Below are 20,417 nucleotides of genomic sequence, written 5' to 3'. Positions count from 1 at the left end.
GCTATTCGCTGTAGTCGCCGAAGGCCGCTTCGACCAACGTCGCCAGCGTTCGGAGATTCGGCACTTCCAGATTCGGAGTCGCCTCCTGCGGCGGCGTTGCGCCATAGCCATCGCGATCGTGCCGACGATTGACCCAAACAGTCGTCAGGCCCAGGGCGTTGGCCGGGGCGATGTCGTGAAAGAGGCTCTGGGCGACGTGCAGGATCTTCTCCTGTGGCGTGTCGAGGCGCTCGAACAGGACTTGGAAGTTGTTCAGGTTTGGCTTGTAGCTGCCAACCTGCTGAGCCGTGACAACTTCATCGAACGGCACACCGAGTCGTTTGGCTGATGCAGCAAACAGGTCATCGTCGACGTTGGAGAGGATGACGAGCTGGTAGTGCTGCTTGAGAACGCGAAGTCCCTCGGTGCTATCGGGGAACGCCGGCCAGTTGGCAACCGAGGCACCGAATGTCGCCCGCTCGGCAGCGGTCGGTACGAAGCCGAGGCGCTTGCCGAAGCCGTCGGCGACCTCGGCCAGGACATCGCGATAGGCCTTGTACGGCCCCGCTTCGATCGCTGCTTCGATTTCGCCGAACTGCTCAAGAACCTGGTCGTCGGTCAGCTCCTGCCCGTGCGCGCGCAGCAACGGGCGCAGGGCGTTGAGGATGCCGGTCTCCCAGTCAATCAATGTGCCGTAACAGTCAAATGTCAGCGTTGAGAATTCGCGCAGGTCTATTGCCACGCTCTCCCCTGCTCCCCACATCGTCAGGTCCACTCTGCCTTGACAGCATAGGCAACGGCGCGACGACGGTCAAACAGTTCGTCGGCTCGACATGCAGGATTGCCGAAGACGGACTACGATATACCAAGTCACTGGAGAATCACATCCATATACAGCACGTGATCGACGGGAGAGCCCCCTGACCACTGATGATCTTCACCAGCAGGATGTGCGACGGGCAGATGCTGTGTACACGGCCGCATATCTGCGGCTGGAAGCTGTCGTCCCCGGTTTCACGATTGAGCAGGTCGGCGATCTGAAGCACATCACCTATGGGCGCCCGAAGGCTGGCGTCTGGCACGAGCTGGAGGTTGGTGATACCGATCCGGCCGACGTGCTGGCGGCTCTCGCAGCGCACCCGGAGTGGCGCGACGCATTCATTGCATTCCACACGAGCGCCGACAGCCCGTCTGTCGAATACCTGCAAGCTGGTTATGCGCACATCGCGCGGAACTACCTGATGCGCCTCGATGTCAGTACTGCTGGCGGGCGGCCAGACGACCAGATCGTGCGCCTGACGACTGAAGCTGAAGTCGATCGCCTGGCCGTGCTGCGTGAGGACGGGCGGGTGCTTCCCGAATACCTGAATGACACGCAGATCGGCTGCTATGCACTGGTGGTTGATGATGTGCCGGTCGCATCGGCGATCGTGATTTCCGACGGTGACACCGCAGTGATCGAATATGTCCACACGCTCGCGCGCTACCGGCGGCTCGGCTACGGTCGCTGGCTGATGCGCGGTCTGCACCGCCTGGCCGCCAACAACGGCGCGCGCTGGACGGTGCTGGCTTCGAACAATCAGGGTCGACCGTTGTACACGTCGTTGGGCTACCAGTTGCTCTGCTATATCGATATCTATCGTCGGCAGGATATCCCCTGAACCGGGACACGATCGCGACAGCGACACGCTCGCGAGAATGGAGGCGCGATGGCGACTATTGAGCAATTGCGTCAGAAGCGATCTGGCACGGGCCTCCGCGCCTGGGATCGCGAACACGCTTTCGACGGCTACACGATCTTCACGCCGATGGCGGGCGGCAACGAGGTCTATCTCATCGACATGGCCGGTGAGATCGTCCATCGCTGGCAAGTACCGTATCCACCCGGTCTGTATGGTCGGCTGACTGAGCGCGGCACCCTGCTCTACAACGGCAAGACGACGGAGACGCCCGGTCGGTTCATCGCGCAGGCCGCCTGGAAGGCAGGCTCGATTCTGGAGATGACCTGGGACGGTCGCATCCTCTGGGAGGTCAATCATCCCGACCACCACCACGACGGCATCCAGCTGCGCAACGGTAACGTGCTACTCATCTGCATCGCGCCGCTCGATCCGGAGATCGCCGCCGCTGTGCAGGGCGGGACGCCCGGCTCCGAGTTCGAGGGACAGATGCACGCCGACTACCTGGTCGAGATGACGCGCGATGGCGATATCGTCTGGGAGTGGCGCTCCTGGGAACATCTCGATCCGATCGAAGATCCGATTTCAGTGATTCAGAACACACGCGCTGCCTGGACACACTGCAACTCGGTCAGCGAGCTGCCGGACGGCAAACTGTTGCTGTCGTTCCGCAATCTCTCGCAGGTGGCGATCCTGGACCGCTCTTCCGGCGAGCTGATCTGGAAGATCTCGTCGCCGACCGTAGCCCAGCAACACGCGCCGGTCCTGCTCGAGAACGGCAACATCCTGCTGTTCGACAACGGTACCCACCGCATCGACCACCTGCTGCCCTACTCCCGCGTCATCGAGGTCGACCCGGCGACGAAGGAGATCGTCTGGCGCTATCAGGAGGAGGAAGTCTCTCAGTTCTTCAGTCCCCTGATCTCCAGCGCCGAACGGCTGCCGAACGGTAACACGCTCATCTGCGAGGGCACGTTCGGTCGATTGTTCGAGGTGACGACCGAAGGCGATGTGGTCTGGGAGTACATCAATCCGTTTTATGTCGACGATGTGAGCGCCGAGCGAGTGAAGCCGGTCAACCGCGTCTTCCGTGCCTATCGCTATTCCCCTGTGGATATCGAACGCGCGCGCTCGACGGCGAATCTGCACTGATAGAGATGGAGTGAGACATGAACGCGACTCCACGTACGATCCGCGCTCCGCGTGGGACGGAGCTGTCCTGCAAGGGCTGGCCGCAGGAGGCCGCCCTGCGGATGCTGATGAACAACCTCGATCCTGAAGTGGCCGAACGCCCTGAGGATCTGGTGGTCTACGGCGGCACCGGCCGCGCCGCACGGACGTGGGAGGCGTTCGACGCGATCGTCGATTGCCTGCGCAATCTGGAAGTCGACGAGACCCTGCTCGTGCAGTCCGGCAAGCCGGTCGGCGTCCTGCGCACCCACGAAGATGCGCCCCGCGTCCTCATCGCCAACTCGCTGCTCGTTCCGAAGTGGGCGACCTGGGAGGAGTTCTGGCGGCTGGAAGGTCTGGGCCTGACAATGTACGGCCAGATGACGGCCGGCTCGTGGATCTACATCGGTACCCAGGGCATCTTGCAGGGCACCTACGAGACGTTCGGCGAGCTGGCTAGCCAGCACTTCGGCGGCTCGCTGGCTGGCAAGCTCGTGCTGACCGCCGGTCTCGGCGGGATGGGTGGCGCCCAGCCATTATCAGTGACGATGAACGACGGAGTCTGCCTCGTCGTCGAGGCCGATCCGCACCGCGTCCAGCGGCGGTTGGAGACGCGCTACGTCGATCGCGCGACCGACTCACTCGATGAGGCGCTTGAGCTGGCCGAGGCGGCGCGAGCCAGCGGCGCGGCGCTGTCGATCGCGCTGATCGGCAATGCCGCCGAGACGCACCCCGAGCTCGTCCGTCGCGGTTTCCGCCCCGATGTCGTCACCGACCAGACCTCGGCGCACGACGCGCTGGACGGCTACGTCGTCCCAGAGATGACGCTGGAGGATGCCCGCCTGCTGCGCGCGCAGGACCCCGAGGGTTATTTCAAACGCTCGCTGGCCGCGATGGGTGCGCATGTGCAGGCGATGCTGGACTTTCAGCAGGCCGGCTCGATCGTCTTCGACTACGGCAACAACCTGCGTGGTCAGGCGTTTCTGGCCGGTGTCGAGAATGCGTTCGACTATCCGGGCTTCGTCCCGGCCTACATCCGTCCGCTCTTCTGCGAGGGGCAGGGGCCGTTCCGCTGGGTGGCGCTCTCCGGCGACCCCGAGGACATCTACGAGACCGATCGCGCACTGATGGAACTGTTCCCGGAGAAGGAGCATCTGCATCGCTGGCTGCGGATGGCGAAGGAGCAAGTCGAGTTTCAGGGACTGCCGGCACGCATCTGCTGGCTCGGCTATGGCGAGCGGCATCTGGCGGGGCTCAAGTTCAACGAGCTGGTCGCCAGCGGTCGAGTCAAGGCACCGATCGTCATCGGGCGCGATCATCTCGACAGCGGCTCGGTCGCCTCGCCGTACCGCGAGACAGAGGCGATGCGCGATGGATCGGACGCGATTGCCGACTGGCCGATCCTGAATGCGCTGGTCAACACGGCTTCCGGCGCGACCTGGGTATCGGTTCATCACGGCGGCGGCGTCGGGATCGGCCTGTCGATCCACGCCGGGCAGGTGATCGTCGCCGACGGCACACCGGAGGCAGCGAAGCGATTGGAGCGCGTGCTAACGAACGATCCTGGCATGGGCGTGCTGCGCCATGTCGATGCTGGCTATGAGCGCGCAGTTCTCCACGCCCGCGCGACGAAGATGCAGATCCCGATCTGGCCAACTGAGACTGGCAGCTAGAGCAACGACGATAGGAGCGGTTGATGTCAGGGCGATTTCATCGGTTCCAGCACGGCGGCATACAGTACACAGTGATCTGTGAATTGGAGCGCGAGGTTCCGCCAGGGGGTGGCCCGTCCTTTATCAATGCCCCCGCCGAAGAGCTCCGGGCAGCGGTCGATCGTTGGGTCGCCGAGTCCGGCACACCACTGAAAATGGCGATGAACATCCTCGTCGCGCAAGTCGGTGATGCCATGGTAGTTGTCGATACTGGTAACGGCCCCAATGACGACAATGCTCGTAGTGCGATGGTCGATGGCCTCGAAGCGGCGGGCATTGATCCGGCGGGCGTTCATTTGGTCATTTCGACCCATGGTCATGGCGACCATATCGGCGGGAACACTGATAGAGCGGGCAACCCAACCTTCCCCAATGCTACCTACGTCATGAGTGAGCAAGAATGGCAACGTCTGACAGCCGAGCCAAACGACGTAGCGCAACGCCAACTTCTGGGACTCGCCGATCGCTATCGGCGCATGAATCCCGGTGACGACGTCATTCCGGGCATTGGCACGATCCCGGCTCCTGGCCATGCAGAAGGCATGATGGCGCTGGTCTTCGGTGATGGTGACGACAAGCTGCTCCACGTGGCTGACACATTCCACCTGGCATTTCAGCCCGGCTATCCTGACTGGTACATCAGTTTCGACGGCGACCCGGATCAGACGGTTCGCACACGGCGACGGCTGCTCGCTTATGCTGCCGAGTCCGGCCATCTGGTGATGGCGTACCACACGCCCTTCCCCGGCCTCGGTCGGATTGAGGTTGATGGCGATGCCTGGCGCTGGCATCCAGTCGAGTGAGCGCAGCGTGGCGTTTCGCGAACGACTGCGCCAGCCGGACGCGCTGATCGTCGACGGCGCGCTCGGCACTGAGCTGGAGCGGCGCGGTGTTCCAACGCCGGAGCCGCTCTGGTCTGCCCAGGCGCTGCTGCTGCATCAGGATGCTGTGCAGCAGATTCACGCCGCCTACGTCGAATCCGGAGCGGACATCCTCACCGCCAACACATTCCGGACGAACGAGCGTGCCGTCGAGCGCGCTAGGCTTGCCGGTCGGGCAGAACACCTGACGCACCGCGCCGTCGCGCTGGCCCGAGAGGCGGCGGACGCGGCGGCTCGCCCGGTCTGGGTAGCAGGCTCGATCTCGCCGGTTGAGGATTGCTTCTCACCCTGGCTGGTGCCAGACGACGCGGCACTGGCTCGGGAACACGGGCTGCTTGCTGCGTGGCTAGCCGGTGCTGGCGTCGACCTGATTCTGATCGAGACGATGAACTGTATTCGTGAGGCGTACGCGGCGGCGCAGGCCGCTCTGTCCACCGGCCTGCCGGTGCTCGTGAGCTTTGTCTGCAGCGAAGATGGTCATCTGCTCTCCGGTGAGTCGCTTGCCGACGCAGCGAGTGCGCTTGCGCCCCTCGGGCCGGATGGGCTGCTCGTCAACTGCATCCCGACACCACACGTCGAGACGGCGCTGCGCAACCTTGCCCAGTCCACGACTTTGCCAATCGGCGCGTACGGCAACCTCGGTCCGCCCGTCGCCTCCGATCGCTGGGAGTTGGAAGACGCTATCGGCCCGCAACGCTACGCCGCCTACGTGAGCGACTGGCTGGCGCTTGGCGCGCGGATTGTTGGCGGCTGCTGCGGTACGACACCCGCGCATATTGCTACCCTGCGCCGCCTCGTATCAGCGGATTCGGACGCGTCGTAGCCCCGCTGAATCAAGGCAGCGGATAGCAAGAAACGTCCGGTTGGCAGCCGGCCTCGCTCTCTGTCATTTCGAGCGCGCACGCGAGAAATCTCCTTCGGCCCGATACAGACGAACGTCGCCGCGCCCCGTCCTCTTCTCTGACATCCTGAACACAGTGAAGGATCCGCTCCTCCCAGCCCGACTGCCTCAAACGGGTGGGAGACTTCTCGCTGCTGCTCGAAATGACAGGATTCGGGGCGGGCTGCCGACCGAACACCTGCTGCCGATCCCGCCACGAAGCGAGGCTCGCCGCCGCTCTCCTTACAGCCGGCGTCCGGCGCTCGTCCCGGCAATCCGACCGAAGACAGAGCCTGAGGTGAGACCGGTGCCGCCGGGGTAGTTGAAGTAGAACAGCCCGCCGACCAGCTCCCCAGCCGCGTACAGGCCGGGGATCGGTTGCAGAGCCGTGTCCAGCACTCGCGCCTCGCGGTCGATGCGCAGGCCGCCGAAGGTGAAGGTGATGCCACAGGTCACCTCATAGGCTTCGTACGGCGGCGTATCGAGCTGGTTCGCCCAGTTCGACTTCGGCACATCGAGACCGGTCGTGCCGCGTCCGTCCTTCATCGTCGGATCGAACGGCACGTTGTCCTGCACGGCTGCGTTGTACTCCTCAATCACCTCCAGGAAGCGTGTGCCGTTGACGTCCTCCAGCTTGCTGGCCAGCTCTTCGAGCGTGTCGGCGCGCACCTTCGTCACCTCGCGAATGCGGTACTCATCGCGCAGAAGATGAGTGACCTTGGCGTCGAACACCTGCCAGGCGAACTGGCCGGGCTGTTGCAATACCACCTGCCCATACTTGGCGTAGGTGTAGTTGCGGAAGTCAGCGCCCTCGTCGACGAAGCGCTCGCCGTTGGCGTTCACCATGATGCCGAACGGGTAGCTGTGCTTCTGGAAGTTGTCGCCGACCCGCAGGTCGCCGAAGTCAGGCGCGTTGCGATCCCAGGCAACTGCGTGCGAGCCAGACCAGTTGCCCCAGGGAATCGCACCGACATTCAGCGCCATGCGGATGCCATCGCCGGTGTTGAAGCGCGTGCCGCGGACTTTCGCCAGATCCCAGCCCGGACCGAGGTAGCGCGTGCGCCACTCGGCGTTGGCCTCGAATCCGCCGCTGGCCAGCACAACCGCTTCGGCGCGGATCTCTTCGCGCCGTCCGTTCTGGCGAGCGACGACGCCGCGCACCGTGCCGTCCGCTTCAATGAGGTCGGTCGCGCCACACTCATAGCGAATCTCAATGCCTTCGGCTTCAATCGCCTGCATCAGCGCCTCGATCAGCCCTGGGCCACCACCGGTGACCTCAACTGCAAGTCCACCCCAGAAACGGAAGCGTTCGCCGATGCGGAACGCCTGTCGGCCGTAGCTCGGCGAGAAGCGGACACCGTGCGTGCGCATCCAGACGGCAGCGGCGCGGCTCTGGTCGATCAGGATCGGGACGAGGTCGGGATCGGCGCGATACTGGGTGATGCGGGCCATGTCGGCGAAGAACTGGTCAGCCGTATAGCTGCCGAAATCGGTCGTTGCCCGCTCATGCTCGGTCAGCTCGGGCACGACCTCCAACAGGTCTTCGACGCCGTTGAAGGCGAGCCGGAACGCACCGGCAGTGTAGCGGCTGTTGCCGCCGCGCTCGGCGTGTGGAGCGCGCTCCAGGACCAGGACACTCGCGCCCTGCTCGCGCGCCGCCAGCGCCGCGCAGAGAGCGGCGTTCCCAGCGCCAACAACGACGACGTCATAGCTCGTGCTCACGATCGCGTCTCCTCACTTGTGCCGCAGTGGCTTCCCCCGGGCGATTGTAGTGGCTCTCGACGGTGCGTGACGGTGTGCTAGCCTGCACGGTGAGTGGCACAACGATGTGTCGAAACGCGGGAGGCATTACGATGACCCGTATCCCTGGAGCCGATTACACCCAGCTACCCGACGACCTGCGTCGCCCGATTGAGCAGCAGGTGCGTAAGTCTGGTCGTCCGTTCGGTGGCCATGTCCTCTACGCCCGGCGCGAGCCGATCTATCGCGCGGCCAAAGGAATGTGGGCCGCGCTTGCCGAGTCGGGCTTGATCGACGCGAGACTGACAGCGATCCTGAATCGCCGCGTGGCATCAATCAATGGTTGCGAGTTCTGAACGGACATCAACGCTGCCGTCGGCAGCCACCTTGGTGTCTCGGATGACCAGCTTGACGCACTGACCGACGATTGGGAAGCCAGCGGCCTCTTCGACGAACGCGACAGCGTCGCCCTCGCCTACGCCGACGCCATGACCTTCTCTGATCGCGATGTCGACGACGAACTCTTTGCCCGCGTTCGCGAGCAGTTTGACGATGACGCCATCGTTGAGCTGACCGAGATTATCGCCTGGGAGAATGCATCCAGTAAGTTCAACCGCGCCCTGCGAGTGCCGTCGAACGGATTGTGGAAGCGCCGGGAATCCGAGTAATCCGCACTCATCAGGTCACTTCATACGCCGATAACGCCCCATTGCGTCTGACAGGTGCCTTGCCCGTCAACAGCAATGGGGCGTCAGTTGTGCCTGAGTGTCTGCCAGATCCCACTACATCTTGCATACCGTCTATGTGGACGGTAAGATTCAAACCGTCTGTTCAGACGGTTTGAAAGCAGGTATCGAATGTGACAAAGAAGGCTCCTGAGAAAACTCGACAGGCGATCATTGATTCCTCGATTCAGCGCATATTGGATCACGGTGCTGCTTCGCTCTCGATGGATGCCGTTGCGGCTGACGCTGGAGTCAGTAAGGGTGGGCTACTGCACCACTTCCCGACAAAAGCCGCGCTGGTGGAAGGTGTCCTCACAGAACAGTTGCAGAGCTTCGACGAGGCTCTGCGCCGGGAGTTGGCTACAGAAGACGAGTCGAGCGCCGGTCGCTGGCATCGCGCCTATATTCGCGCGACGTTCGATGGTGACCCCGCCATGCCACGCATCCTTTCTCAGATCTGGTCCGTGTTCCAGGAGAGTTGGGGAGTTGCCGATGAGTTCTATGCCGCATCCCCGACGTTGCAACCGCCCGCCGACGGGCTCATGCCTGGTCGCGCTCTACTCATCCGCGCCGCTTGTGATGGTTGGTGGTACGGCGAATTCTTCGATTGGCCACTGGTAACAGAAGCCGAACGCGCCGAGCTTCGTGAAGAGCTTCTTCGGCTAGCCCGATGAACCAGTCGTTGAGCGTTCACCGCGAACCGCGTGAAGACGAGCCGTGGCGGGTCAGATTCTTTGTGATCCTGATCGGGCAATCGGTCTCGCTCTTCGGCAGCTTTCTCACACAATTCGTTCTCATCTGGTGGCTCACCCTGACTACCGGTTCGGCGAGTGTGTTGGCCGCCGCCGGTATTGCTGCGATGTTGCCCCAGGGGGTACTTGGCATCTTTGCCGGCGTTGTTGCCGACCGCTATGACCGTCGGCTGATCATGATCCTGACTGACGCAATCACAGCGCTGTGCATGGTCATCCTTGTCATCCTGTTTGCCGTCGATCGAGTTGCGCTCTGGCACATCTATACGCTGATGGCGATTCGAAGCGCGATGCAGGCATTCCAGTCGCCGGCCGCAGCGGCGAGCACCGCCATGCTCGTGCCGACATCGTGGCTGTCGCGTGCCGTCGGCATGAACCAGCTCGTGATGGGCTTGTGCAGCATCGTTGCTGCGCCAGCTGCGGCCCTGGCGCTTGCGCTGCTGCCGTTGCAGTGGGCGCTGATGATCGACGTGTCGACCGCGCTGCTCGGCATCGTGCCGCTGTTCTTCTTCGCAATTCCACAGACCCGCGTCGTCTCCCAGGCAGCACGCAGCATGTGGTCCGACACGCGGGCCGGAGTCAGGGTCGTCTTCGGGCATCGCGGGCTAGCAGCGATGTGGATCATCAACGTTCTCATGCTGCTGACGATCATGCCGGCATTTGCGATGGCCCCTTTGCTGGTGCAGCAGTACTTCCACGCCGGTGTCAACGCGATTGCCGTCATGGAAGGCGGCGGTGGCGCAGGTGTGGTTGTCGGTGGGCTGATTGCGAGTGTCATGGCATTTCGGCAGCGCCGCGTTACCGTGATGCTCGTCACCTTCGCACTCTCCTGCGCGACGGTGGCATTGGCGGCGCTCATGCCAGCCAGCATGTTCTGGATGGCAGTGTTCTGGTGGTTTGTCTCGGGCGTGACCTACGCCATTGGCATGGTGCCGTCGCGAGCCATCCTCCAAACGGTCGTCCCAAACCACTATCAGGGCCGCGTTCTTTCACTGTTTATGATGGTCTGGGCACTTGCCGGGCCGATTGGCCTCGCGCTCTTCGGGCCGTTGGCCGACGCCTATGGTGTCAGAGCGGTGTTTATCGGTGGCGGAATCCTGGCCACGCTCGCCTGCGTCCTGGGATTTGCCTCGTACAGCCTGCGCAATATCGAAAGCACGCCGGTAGATATTCCTGATGTCATTCCAGATGTATCACAGTCAACTGTTCAGCCCTGATACGTGTGGCGTCTCGATCAATCGGCGTTCGGCCGCCCGGCCTGCCTGTCGTAATTGCGCAGCATCATGCCTGTCGCTCGACGCATGGCGAAGCGCTCGTAGTAGGGCTGCAGTTCAGTGTCACAAAGAAGGTCAATCATGTAGTAGTCCGAAAGCTGGTCGAGCATGCGTCGGACTAGCTCGCTGCCGATCCCGTGATTCTGAAATCTCGGCAACACTTCCAATAGCGGGATGTACGCCGACAGCACACCATCGCTGACGGCAGTGATGAAGCCCACGACCTGACCGTCTCGCTCCGAGTCCCCATCGCGTGCCAGGACGACGTGTGAACTCCCACGGAGCATGCGCAGGTGCGTCTCCGGCGTTGGCGGATTTGGCCAGCCAACGAAGAAGCCGTGCAAGTCCTCGGCCGCCACATCATCTGTCGACTCGCTATACCAGATCATCAGGCCCCCTCTCCCGCGCAGGAGTATATCCGGGTAGGATGGTGCGAACGAATCCAGCCGGTGGCAGCGTCAGCGCTGCCCTGCACAAAGCGGCAGGCGACCTGTTCGATCCATGACACCCCTCTACCCACGGGAGAGGGGCAGGGGGTGAGGTTCCATGTCACGATCGCTGACGCTAGACGGAACGGACCCGACCGGGCGCGTGCTGGGGCCGGTGCTGGCGCGCTGGCGGCGCGAGCTTGGCTGGACGCAGGATGAGCTCGCCGCGCGCGCCGGTGTCAGTCGCGGCTATCTGTCGCGTCTGGAGCGCGGCCAGCCCGGCCGTCCGGGGCTGGATGTGCTGACCCGCGTCTGCGGGGCGATGGGGCACTCCTGGACCGAGCTCTATGCGCAGGCAGGGTTGGCGCTGCCCGGCGATGTCACGCTCGATGCGATCGGCGTCGGGCTGGACGATCCGGAGCTGCTGCTCTACCTGCGGCGCTTGCCGGAGCTGGATCGGCGCGACCTCGACATTGTGCGGGCGGTCCTGCGCGCCTGCTTCGATCGGCGCGACCAACCTGCGCAACTGCAGCGCAGCGATATCCGCCAGCTGGCGCTACCAGCAGCTAACGATCATCATCCTGATTTTGAGAGTCGGTAACTGATTCAAAAGAAAAAGTAAAAATCAGTTCAAAAACACTTGACAATGGTTCTCTTCCTCGCTAGGATAGCGGCGAAGGAGGAAGAACCGTGTCGATTCAGATCAATTCCTGCCCCAGTTGTGAAGGTGAGCTCATCGTTCGGGAGCTCTATTGCCCGACCTGCGACATCCAGATTCGTGGGTCGTTCGCCGCGCCATCTCCGGCTGCGCCGACCCTGCGCCTGTCGCAGGAGCAACAGGCGTTTCTGCGGCTCTTCGTGATGAGTCGCGGCAATCTGTCAGATGTCGAGCGCTCGCTCGGCGTTTCCTACCCGACCGTTCGCGCCAAGCTGGATGACCTCATCGCTGCCTTTACTGAGGAGAGCGGCTCGCCGGAGTCGGAGGCCGACGAGCTCAACCGCGAAGAGATTCTGGCGCGCGTCGCGGACGGACGCCTCTCGCCGGACGAGGGCATGTCGATGCTCCGCCGCCTGGCCAGCGAAGCCTGAGTCGGGAGAGCATGATGGCAGCCGACGTCGCAGTCGCTAATCCAACAGCCTCGGCTCGTCTGCCGATCTTCGCGTTTCTCGGCGGCAACGCCATTTCGCTCATCGGCAGCATGCTGACGATGGTTGCGTTGCCGTGGTTCGTGCTGGAGACGACCGGCAGTGCCGGCAAGATGGGGCTTACCGCCTTCGTCATCGCGCTGCCCGGCTTCCTGATGGGCGTGTTTGGTGGGGCGCTCGTTGATCGCATCGGGTTCCGCCACGTCAGTGTGGCCGCCGATCTGGTCAGTGCTGTCTCGGTCGCGTTGGTGCCGATCCTCCATCACACGGTCGGACTGGCCTTCTGGGAATTGCTGGTGCTGGTGTTCATGGCGGAACTGCTGGCCATCCCCGGCCTCACCGCGCGTCGCTCAATGATCCCGGAGCTGGCTGCCGCCGGTCGGATGCGGCTCGAATCAGCCAACTCGGTCTTTGAGGGCACTCAGTTCGCTGCGTTGCTTGTCGCGCCGCCACTCGCGGGGTTGCTGATCGCGATGATCGGCGCTGACAACGTTCTGTTGTTCGACGCCTGCACGTTTGCCATCTCGGCGCTCGTCGTAGTGCTGGCAGTTCCGGCGCGGCTGTTTCCATCTCGTCCGCGCACCGGCAGCCGTTACGTCGAGGATTTGAAAGCGGGCTTCCGGTTTCTTCGTGGTGACGATGTGTTGCTCGTCCTGGCGGCCGGTCTGGCGATCTCGAACTTTGTCAACAGCCCGATTGTCTCGGTCGTCCTGCCGGTCTTCGTCAAGCGCACCTGGGACGATCCGACACGCCTGGGCCTGATCGCGGCAGCCTTCGGCATCGGCGCGCTGACTGGCGCGGTGTTCTACGGGGTCGCCGGCCACCGACTGCCGCGAAGGTTCCTCTGGATTCTCGGCTACATGCTGACGACGGCTTCGACCTGGGTGCTGCTGTTCTCGACCAATCTGGCGGTCATCATGGGCGGCATCGTCATCGGTGCGCTCGTCGTCGGTCCACTCAACCCGTTGCTGGTGACAGTCCGCCACGAGCGTATTCCTGCGGAACTGCGCGGGCGTGTCTTCAGCACCTTCTCGGCAATCTCGCAAGTCGCCGCACCACTTGGGATGCTGCTTGCTGGCCTGTCGATCGAACGCCTCGGCATGCGCGGAACGATCCTCGCGATCGCGATTCTGTCGCAGGCGCTGGCCATCGCGATGTTCTTCGTCCCGGCGATCCACCGGCTCGATGAGTCGCGGCCGGTCGCTGAGGGGAGCGCCGCATGATCCGGCGTTGGCGAGGATCCTCGGCGCTGCCGCTCCGGGCGATGCTGGTTGCGAACCTGATCTCGCATCTGGGGAACCAGTTCTCGAATATTGCGATCCCCTGGTTCGTGTTGGAGACCACCGGCAGCGCGGGCAAGATGGGCATTGTCGCCGCGACCGGATTGCTGCCGCTGATCATCTCCGGTGCGTTTGCCGGTGGGATGGTCGAGCGGATCGGCTATCGCCGCATGGCGATCATGTCCGACCTCGCCAGCGCGGGTTCGGTCGCGCTTATCCCGCTGTTCTATCTGATCGGCTCGCTACCGTTCTGGCTCCTGCTCGTCCTCGTGTTCGCTGGGGCGCTGCTCGATGCGCCGGGTGCGACCGCTCGCACGAGTCTGTATCCCGACCTGGCGGCGCGGGCCGGGATGACGCTGGAGCGCGCCAATTCGCTGTGGGCGATCGTCCGGCGGATTGCTGCGATGTTCGGCGCGCCGCTCGCCGGAGCCGCGCTCGCCTTTATCGGCCCGGAGGGTGCGCTCTTCGTCAACGCCGGTTCGTTCGTCATCTCGGCGACGATCCTGACGGTCGGACTGCCGTTCTTGCGCGCCGCGCATCTCTCCGAGCGGGGCAGCTATCTCACCGAGATTGCTGAGGGACTGCGGTTCATTCGCGGCGATCGGCTGGTGCTCGGGATGATCGCGATGTCGACGCTGGGCAGCCTGCTGGCGGAGCCGCTCTACGTGGTTGTGCTGCCGGTCTACGCCCGCGATGTGCTCGGCTCGGCGCTCGACCTCGGTGTTCTCTACTCGGCTCTGGGCGGCGGATCGATCGTCGGTGCGCTGATCTATGCCGCACGCGGGCATCGCCTGCCCCGCCGCCTGGTCTACGTCGGTGGCTTCACCGTGCGGGCGCTGACCTTCTGGTTGCTGGTCCTGATCCCGCCGCTGTGGATCGTCGCTGGTGCGATCGTCGTCAACGCGACGGCGCTGGAACCCGCCAACCCACTCTCGATGACGATCATGCAGGAACGCATTCCGGAGCAGATGCGTGGTCGCGTCTTCGGCCTGATCGGCGCGGTCAGCATGACTACCAGCCCGATCGGCATGCTCATGTACGGCCTGCTTCTGGAGCGGATGGGCCTGCAGACCACACTGCTCTTCATGGCTGTCAGCAACTGTCTCGTTGTTTCGCTGTTCTGGTTCATCCCGGTATTTCGCCAGATGCAGACACCGGCGCGTATGCCCGGTCGCCCTGCACTCGCCCTGGAGGAGGTCGCATGATCTTTGGTCGCTCGAAGAACGTTGCCGAGCAGTTCGCCCACCACACATTGCCGACTGGTACCGCAGATCATGTCGTCGCCCGGGTCGGTATGCACGTCGGCGTGCTGCGGATTTCCGGCAGCGCATCAGACCTCCTCGACGGTGCATTCCGCTACACGCCCGAGCTGGAGCCGGTGCTCAACTACGAGGAGACGGACGGCACCGGCAGGATGACGGTCTGCCAGTCCACGCCGAGCGGACGATCATCCAACCGGGGTCGCAATGAGTGGGACATCGCGCTGTCGAACCGCATTCCGCTCGATCTGGAAATCGTTCATTCGACTGGCGATGGCACCTACAACCTCTCAGCGCTGGCCCTGCGCAACGTTTCGATCGATCAGGCGACTGGCGAGTCAACGCTGACCATCGCCGGGCGGCAGGACAATCTGCGGCAGGTGCGCATTGAAGGCTCAACCGGCACGATCGGGCTACAGCTGACCGGTCAGTTCGCTGCCCTGGCGACGGTGGATGTCAGCGCGAGCACCGGCTCGCTCGATGTCGACCTGCGCGGCATCTGGGAGAGCGATTGCGCTGTCCGGTTGCAGGCGGCGACTGGCTCGATCCGGGTGCGTCTGCCGGACGCGGTCGGTCTGGAAGTGCGAGCGACGACATCACTCGGAGCAATTCGCGCGCATGGGTTGCACGGGCAGCCGGGCAACTGGTCGCGCCCGGCAGCTGATGGCATGCCGATCATGCGACTCGACCTGTCAACCGGAGTTGGCTCGCTGACCATTGAGGCAGACACCCGATGATCCTTTCGCCCGAGTCGCGAGCGCGCCTGCCGCTCTTCGCCCTGCTGGCCGCGAATGCGGTCTCAATGCTGGGCAACGTCTTCGCGCTGATCGCGATTCCGTGGTACGTGCTGGAGACGACCGGCAGTGCCTCGCAGGCCGGGCTGACCGGCTTCGCGGCTGCGCTGCCGTTCATCATCGCCGGTGTCTTCGGCGGAGCGCTCGTCGACCGGGTCGGCTTCCGGCGCATGAGCATCGTTTCCGACATCATCAGCAGCGTCGCCGTCGCGGCGATCCCGCTGATGGCGCTGACGGTCGGGCTGGCGTTCTGGCAATTGCTCGTGCTGGTGTTCATCGGCGGGTTGCTGGACACGCCCGGTACGACGGCGCGCATGTCGCTGTTGCCCGACCTGGCTGAGCGCGCCGCGATGAAGCTGGAGCGGGTGAATGCGATCGAGCAACTGATTCAGCGCGCGTCGTATCTGCTCGGCGCGCCGATCGCCGGTCTGGTCATTGCCGGGGCTGGCGTTGATGCCGCGCTGTGGATTGACGCGGCGAGCTTCCTGGTCTCGGCAGCACTGATTCTCTGCATTCCGGCCAGCATGGCCAGAGAGCACGAGGAGCGGCGTGTCACCAGCGGCTACCGCGACGACCTGCGCGTGGGATTCGACTTCATTCGGCGCGACGGGCTGATCCTCTGTCTGGTCGTTCAGGTCTCGATGATGAACTTCATCGACGCGATGATCGGCCTGATCATCCCGGTCTACGCCGTCGAGGTCTACGGGTCTGCCGCCAGCCTGGGGCTGATGCTGGCGGCCCACGGAGCCGGTGCGGTCGTCACGACGCTGATGTTCGCGGCGGTCGGGCATCGTATGCCGCGGCGGAATCTGTACATTGCGTCGTTCGTCCTCGCTGGCGTGCCGCTGATCACGCTGGCGTTCACACCGGTGCTGGTGCTGACGCTGGCGGCGCTGGTTGTTCGTGGGTTTGGCGCTGGTCCGCTGAATCCGATTCTCATGACGGTCAATCAGGAGCGGGTGCCGCCCGAGCTGCGCGGACGCGTGTTCGGCGTCATCACCAGCATCGCCTGGCTGGCGATTCCGATTGGCAGATTGCTGGCCGGATACCTGGTTGAGTGGGCCGGCCTGACGCTCGCGATTGGAGGCGTCGCCGTGATCTACGTCCTCGCAGCGCTGAGCATGTTGCGCGTGTCTGCATTGCGCGAGATGGACCTGCCCCCAGGCACTGCCGCCCGGGCCGGTGCAGCGTCGGCATGATCGCACTGCGTCCTTCGTTCTATTGTGGTTATCCTGCGTTTCGCCAGATGAGCGACGCACGAAGAAATCGAGGTGAGCCTGATGGCAGAGATTGATGAAACGCGAGCTGCGGACCATCCCGGCTCGCTAGAAGGAATCAACTGGATCCGACTGGACTGTGAGCACACGAACATCTCGGTCATCGCCGACCCGGCAATGGTCGGGCAGGTGTACCTCTCGCCCGGCTCGAAGAGCGGCGATCCGTCACTGGTTCGCGAGGGCGACACGATCATCATCTATCAGCGCGGGCGCAGCTCAAACAGCTCGCCGGTGCTGACGGTGCCGACCACCGGTTGTCCGCCGATCAACGGCAGCCTCGAGCGCGGAGATATTTATCTCAGCGGCATCGAAGGCGCGGTGGAAATACGCCACGGGCAGGGCAATCTGCGGGTCGATGGCGGCTCTGGCGATCTGACCTACACGCTGGGTAAGGGCGATGCGCGCCTCGCGAATTGCGTCGGCCGGATAGCGATGAGCGTCGGAAGTGGCGATGTTCAGATCGCGACCTCCGCGGCTGTCGGGACGCTGTCGCTGGGCAAGGGCGATGTCACCTGCGACTCGATCGACGGCAGGCTGGATCTGAAGCTGGGTAGTGGTGATGTGTCGATCGTCGATTCGACGGGCTCCATTGTCGCCAAAATGGGCACCGGTGACGTGACTGTCACGCGCCCGCGCAGCCAGAACCTGACGGTCAAGATTGGCAGTGGTGACGTCGTCATTCGCGCCGGTAGCCTGGTGGGTATGGATATCGAGACGGCGCGCGGGGACATCGTCTGCAACACACAGTTGCTGCCGCCGCCATCGCAACCGCACGGGCAGCCCGATGCGGATGACGACGGCCTTGTCTCCCGCATCCTGCGCTCGAAGGGATTGTCGTTTGCTGCCGATGACAAGGGGTTGCGGATTTCCCGTGGTGGCTTCGACCTGGAGGCGGGAGACGCTGGCCTGCGTTTCACCAAAGGCGGATTCAGCTTCCACGCCGGCGACCATGGCGTCACTTTTTCGACCAGCGACGACGCCGACACTGGCTCGTTCTCAGCGGAAACATCATCGGGCGACATTACCCTGGCCCTGCAATCCGGCGTGCCGGTGCGGGTTGAGGCGTTGTTGGCCGGTGGTGAGATTCAGTCTGATGTTCCGCTGGTCAGCGTCGGTCGGCCCGGCCCGCGCGGCGCGACGCAGCGCTATGTGGGCGTCACAGATCCGTCTTCGACGCAGCGGGTCGATCTGAAGCTGCGGACGGAGCGCGGCGACATCCGCGTCCGGCTGGTGCCGACGGCCCCGCAGCCGCCACAGCCGCCTGTCGCTCCGAGCCCGCCACTGGCACCGACGCCGCCATCCGCACCGAATTCCGTCGTTTCGCTATCCACAGCGCCCGAAGAGACGACCACCCATGTACCGGTTCTGACGCGCGATCAGCAGATGCGGGCGATCCTCGACGCCCTGTCGCGCGGCGAAATCTCGGTGGCGGACGCGGATCGCATGCTCAACGCACTCGGTCCCAGCCGGCCCGCGCAGCAGGAAGATTGACATGAATACCGTTGTCGAGCGACCGGCGGGGTCGGACAACCCAACGCGGAGGGATCGCCTGGCGATTCCGTTCCTCGTGTTGGCGAGCGGCATATCGCTGACCGGCAACTCGCTCACTGCGCTGGTTATCCCCTGGTTCGTCTATATCACGACCGGCAGCGCCTCGCGCACCGGCATCGTCGCCTTCGCGTCGCTGCTGCCGGTCGTCGTGGCCGGGATGGCCGGTGGCCTCGTCGTCGATCGCGTCGGGTTCAAGCGCGCGAGTGTCGTCAGCGACATCTTCAGCGGTCTGACCGTCGTCCTCATCCCGATCCTGCACCTGGCGGACATGCTGCAGTTCTGGCACTTGCTGGTGCTGGTATTCATGGGTGCGCTGCTCGACATCCCCGGTGCGGCTGCGCGGCAGTCGATGATTCCCGGCCTGAGCGCCAGAACCGGCATGTCGCTGGAGCGCGCGAATGCCGGCATGCAGATGGCCAGCGCGGCGGCGATGGTCATCGGCCCGCTCGCGGCGGGCTTTCTCATGTCAGTTCTTGGCGCGACGACCGTGCTCTTCCTCGATGCCGGGTCATTCGCCATCTCGGCGCTAATGGTTGCCGTGCTCGTTCCGTGGCAGCGGACGGAAGAGGCGCAGGCAGCGGAGGAGGCTGGCGAAGCCAATGTGCTGCGTGAATCGCTCGCCGGCGCGAAGCTGATCCTGTCCGATAGCTTCCTGCGGGCGATTATTCAGGTCTCTGTCGGTGCGAATCTGCTGTTCAGCGCGCTCTTTGCGGTGGCTCTGCCGGTCTATGCCAAAGAGGTCTTCGACGATCCGCGCGTGCTCGGACTGATCATCGCCGGATTCGGCGGTGGCTCGCTGGTCGGAACGATCCTTTACGGAATCGTCGGCGAGCGGCTACCGCGCATTAAGCTCCTGCTCGGTGGTGTCGCGCTGATGGCAGTTGGATTGTGGTCGCTGCCGTGGTCAACCTGGGTTGCGCTCAGCGTCATCGGCGCTGCGGCGATGGGGCTGGCGAACGGCCCGATCAACGCGACGCTCATGGTCATCCTGCAGGAGCGCGTGCCGGAGAGCCACCTTGGTCGCGTCTATTCCAGCCTGATGGCGATGGTGCAGATTGCGTCACCAGTCGGCGTTGTCCTCGCCGGATTCATCCTGGATAGCGTCGCCGTCACAGTCGTCCTGGCGGGGATCGCAGGGCTGTTTTCCTTGATCGCCATCCTGACGTTCCTGAACCCCGAGATCCGGACCATATCGACGTCGGCGCAGCCGGTGCTGACGGGTCGCGCGACTGCGAATCAGCGTGTAGAGTGAGCCGGTGACGAGGAAGAATGAGACTTCACGCCGGCAACATCGACCATCCTGGCTCCGTTCCGATCTCGGCCTCGGGCGCGATAATGCCCTGCTCTTCTGGGCCCATGCGATCTGGGGCATGGGCTTTTCGCTCCAGATCGCGATCTGGCCACTCTTCATCGAAAACCTCGGTGCACGTCCCGGCCAGATTGGCTTCGTCATCGGTGCCGGTGCGCTGGTTCGGACTGCGCTAGCACTCCCCGCCGGTGCGTTGGCAGATCGCGGATCGCTCAAGCGCCTGATCGTCCTGCTCATGGCCGTCCCAACGTTGGGCGCACTCTTCCTCACCCAGGCCACCGTCTGGTGGCACGCGATCATCGGCGCGATTCTCATGGAGTTCTCCGGTCTGGCGGTTCCGGCGGTGTCGGCCTATATCGCTGCCGCATCGACGCCGCAAGGTCGTACGCGCGCCTACACCTACATCTTCAACCTGTCGATCGCGCTCGGCATGCTGGTCGGTCCCGGAGTGGGCGGCTGGATGGCGGAGCAGTTCGGGTTTCATGTCGTCTACTTCTTCTCGGCACTCTGCTTCGGGTTGGGCGTGTTGCCGTTGCTGGCAATATCCGATCGGCGAAGCTCGCCAGCGACTGAGGCGGAGC

General features: G+C 63.8%; 21 protein-coding genes. 18 read left to right on the top strand and 3 right to left on the bottom strand.

Annotation, left to right across the window (positions count from 1 at the left end; translation table 11 throughout):
• Position 1: 1 nt before the first annotated feature.
• The gene (locus tag M9890_03090) at positions 2–721 is read right to left on the bottom strand and encodes a haloacid dehalogenase type II (protein ID MCO5175947.1); all 720 of its coding nucleotides are present in this window, start codon (positions 719–721) and stop codon (positions 2–4) included.
• A gap of 226 nt (positions 722–947) precedes the next feature.
• Between M9890_03090 and M9890_03085 the strand changes: the two genes are divergently transcribed.
• The 5 genes from M9890_03085 to M9890_03065 are packed head-to-tail and all read left to right on the top strand — an operon-like array spanning position 948 to position 6,244.
• Entirely contained in the window at positions 948–1,640 is a 693-nt protein-coding gene (locus tag M9890_03085; GenBank protein MCO5175946.1) for a GNAT family N-acetyltransferase, read from the top strand.
• 48 nt (positions 1,641–1,688) lie between these two features.
• A complete protein-coding gene (locus M9890_03080; protein ID MCO5175945.1) occupies positions 1,689–2,810 on the top strand; it encodes an aryl-sulfate sulfotransferase in 1,122 nt (373 codons plus the stop codon).
• A gap of 17 nt (positions 2,811–2,827) precedes the next feature.
• Entirely contained in the window at positions 2,828–4,501 is a 1,674-nt protein-coding gene (hutU, locus tag M9890_03075; protein MCO5175944.1) for a urocanate hydratase, read from the top strand.
• 23 nt (positions 4,502–4,524) lie between these two features.
• Positions 4,525–5,343 (top strand): MBL fold metallo-hydrolase, encoded by an 819-nt coding sequence (locus M9890_03070; GenBank protein ID MCO5175943.1) that lies wholly within the window; start codon positions 4,525–4,527, stop codon positions 5,341–5,343.
• Between the two features lie 7 nt (positions 5,344–5,350).
• The gene (locus tag M9890_03065; protein MCO5175942.1) at positions 5,351–6,244 is read left to right on the top strand and encodes a homocysteine S-methyltransferase family protein; all 894 of its coding nucleotides are present in this window, start codon (positions 5,351–5,353) and stop codon (positions 6,242–6,244) included.
• A 300-nt stretch (positions 6,245–6,544) separates the two neighbouring features.
• On the opposite strand, the gene tcuA is transcribed toward M9890_03065, so the two are convergent.
• On the bottom strand, positions 6,545–8,023 hold the full coding sequence (gene tcuA, locus M9890_03060; protein ID MCO5175941.1) for an FAD-dependent tricarballylate dehydrogenase TcuA: 1,479 nt from the start codon (positions 8,021–8,023) through the stop codon (positions 6,545–6,547).
• 131 nt (positions 8,024–8,154) lie between these two features.
• Between tcuA and M9890_03055 the strand changes: the two genes are divergently transcribed.
• The 4 genes from M9890_03055 to M9890_03040 all read left to right on the top strand — a co-directional run bounded on the left by M9890_03055 (position 8,155) and on the right by M9890_03040 (position 10,735).
• Complete coding sequence (locus M9890_03055; protein MCO5175940.1) at positions 8,155–8,397, top strand: hypothetical protein; 243 nt, start codon at positions 8,155–8,157, stop codon at positions 8,395–8,397.
• Positions 8,398–8,529: 132 nt separating this feature from the next.
• The gene (locus M9890_03050) at positions 8,530–8,709 is read left to right on the top strand and encodes a hypothetical protein (protein ID MCO5175939.1); all 180 of its coding nucleotides are present in this window, start codon (positions 8,530–8,532) and stop codon (positions 8,707–8,709) included.
• A gap of 191 nt (positions 8,710–8,900) precedes the next feature.
• Positions 8,901–9,440 (top strand): TetR/AcrR family transcriptional regulator, encoded by a 540-nt coding sequence (locus tag M9890_03045; protein MCO5175938.1) that lies wholly within the window; start codon positions 8,901–8,903, stop codon positions 9,438–9,440.
• Between the two features lie 8 nt (positions 9,441–9,448).
• Positions 9,449–10,735, top strand: a complete 1,287-nt coding sequence (locus M9890_03040; protein MCO5175937.1) for an MFS transporter — start codon at positions 9,449–9,451, stop codon at positions 10,733–10,735.
• Positions 10,736–10,752: 17 nt separating this feature from the next.
• Here M9890_03040 and M9890_03035 read toward each other — a convergent pair whose 3' ends face one another.
• Complete coding sequence (locus M9890_03035; GenBank protein MCO5175936.1) at positions 10,753–11,181, bottom strand: GNAT family N-acetyltransferase; 429 nt, start codon at positions 11,179–11,181, stop codon at positions 10,753–10,755.
• 157 nt (positions 11,182–11,338) lie between these two features.
• Here M9890_03035 and M9890_03030 point away from each other — a divergent pair, with 157 nt between their 5' ends.
• The 9 genes from M9890_03030 to M9890_02990 all read left to right on the top strand — a co-directional run.
• Complete coding sequence (locus M9890_03030; GenBank protein ID MCO5175935.1) at positions 11,339–11,821, top strand: helix-turn-helix domain-containing protein; 483 nt, start codon at positions 11,339–11,341, stop codon at positions 11,819–11,821.
• An 89-nt stretch (positions 11,822–11,910) separates the two neighbouring features.
• Positions 11,911–12,309 (top strand): DUF2089 domain-containing protein, encoded by a 399-nt coding sequence (locus M9890_03025; GenBank protein MCO5175934.1) that lies wholly within the window; start codon positions 11,911–11,913, stop codon positions 12,307–12,309.
• A 14-nt stretch (positions 12,310–12,323) separates the two neighbouring features.
• Positions 12,324–13,589: an MFS transporter gene (locus M9890_03020; GenBank protein ID MCO5175933.1), complete on the top strand. Its 1,266-nt coding sequence runs from the start codon at positions 12,324–12,326 to the stop codon at positions 13,587–13,589.
• Positions 13,586–14,851 (top strand): MFS transporter, encoded by a 1,266-nt coding sequence (locus M9890_03015; GenBank protein MCO5175932.1) that lies wholly within the window; start codon positions 13,586–13,588, stop codon positions 14,849–14,851. The genes M9890_03020 and M9890_03015 overlap by 4 nt, the downstream gene beginning before the upstream one ends.
• Positions 14,848–15,642 (top strand): toast rack family protein, encoded by a 795-nt coding sequence (locus M9890_03010; GenBank protein ID MCO5175931.1) that lies wholly within the window; start codon positions 14,848–14,850, stop codon positions 15,640–15,642. Before M9890_03015 ends, M9890_03010 begins: the two co-directional genes overlap by 4 nt.
• A complete protein-coding gene (locus tag M9890_03005; GenBank protein MCO5175930.1) occupies positions 15,639–16,898 on the top strand; it encodes an MFS transporter in 1,260 nt (419 codons plus the stop codon). Before M9890_03010 ends, M9890_03005 begins: the two co-directional genes overlap by 4 nt.
• Positions 16,899–16,979: 81 nt before the next feature.
• Positions 16,980–18,467 carry a DUF4097 domain-containing protein gene (locus M9890_03000; protein MCO5175929.1) on the top strand — a complete coding sequence of 496 codons (1,488 nt, stop codon included), beginning with the start codon at positions 16,980–16,982 and terminating at the stop codon, positions 18,465–18,467.
• Position 18,468: 1 nt separating this feature from the next.
• Positions 18,469–19,779: an MFS transporter gene (locus tag M9890_02995; GenBank protein MCO5175928.1), complete on the top strand. Its 1,311-nt coding sequence runs from the start codon at positions 18,469–18,471 to the stop codon at positions 19,777–19,779.
• Positions 19,780–19,783: 4 nt separating this feature from the next.
• The coding region (locus tag M9890_02990) for an MFS transporter (GenBank protein MCO5175927.1) at positions 19,784–20,417 on the top strand (634 nt) is incomplete at its 3' end.

The organism is Thermomicrobiales bacterium (assembly GCA_023954495.1).
GTDB lineage: Bacteria > Chloroflexota > Chloroflexia > Thermomicrobiales > CFX8 > JAMLIA01.
This window is presented reverse-complemented; position numbering and strand designations above follow the sequence as displayed.

Bases quoted from the DNA above. Each gene is read 5' to 3' on its own strand.
- M9890_02995 (MCO5175928.1), top strand. From the start codon at position 18,469: ATGAATACCGTTGTCGAGCGACCGGCGGGGTCGGACAACCCAACGCGG.
- M9890_03000 (MCO5175929.1), top strand. From the start codon at position 16,980: ATGGCAGAGATTGATGAAACGCGAGCTGCGGACCATCCCGGCTCGCTA.
- M9890_03005 (MCO5175930.1), top strand. From the start codon at position 15,639: ATGATCCTTTCGCCCGAGTCGCGAGCGCGCCTGCCGCTCTTCGCCCTG.
- M9890_03080 (MCO5175945.1), top strand. From the start codon at position 1,689: ATGGCGACTATTGAGCAATTGCGTCAGAAGCGATCTGGCACGGGCCTC.
- M9890_03020 (MCO5175933.1), top strand. From the start codon at position 12,324: ATGGCAGCCGACGTCGCAGTCGCTAATCCAACAGCCTCGGCTCGTCTG.
- M9890_03055 (MCO5175940.1), top strand. From the start codon at position 8,155: ATGACCCGTATCCCTGGAGCCGATTACACCCAGCTACCCGACGACCTG.
- hutU (MCO5175944.1), top strand. From the start codon at position 2,828: ATGAACGCGACTCCACGTACGATCCGCGCTCCGCGTGGGACGGAGCTG.
- M9890_03015 (MCO5175932.1), top strand. From the start codon at position 13,586: ATGATCCGGCGTTGGCGAGGATCCTCGGCGCTGCCGCTCCGGGCGATG.
- M9890_03035 (MCO5175936.1), bottom strand. From the start codon at position 11,181: ATGATCTGGTATAGCGAGTCGACAGATGATGTGGCGGCCGAGGACTTG.
- M9890_03010 (MCO5175931.1), top strand. From the start codon at position 14,848: ATGATCTTTGGTCGCTCGAAGAACGTTGCCGAGCAGTTCGCCCACCAC.
- M9890_03050 (MCO5175939.1), top strand. From the start codon at position 8,530: ATGACCTTCTCTGATCGCGATGTCGACGACGAACTCTTTGCCCGCGTT.
- M9890_03030 (MCO5175935.1), top strand. From the start codon at position 11,339: ATGTCACGATCGCTGACGCTAGACGGAACGGACCCGACCGGGCGCGTG.
- M9890_03070 (MCO5175943.1), top strand. From the start codon at position 4,525: ATGTCAGGGCGATTTCATCGGTTCCAGCACGGCGGCATACAGTACACA.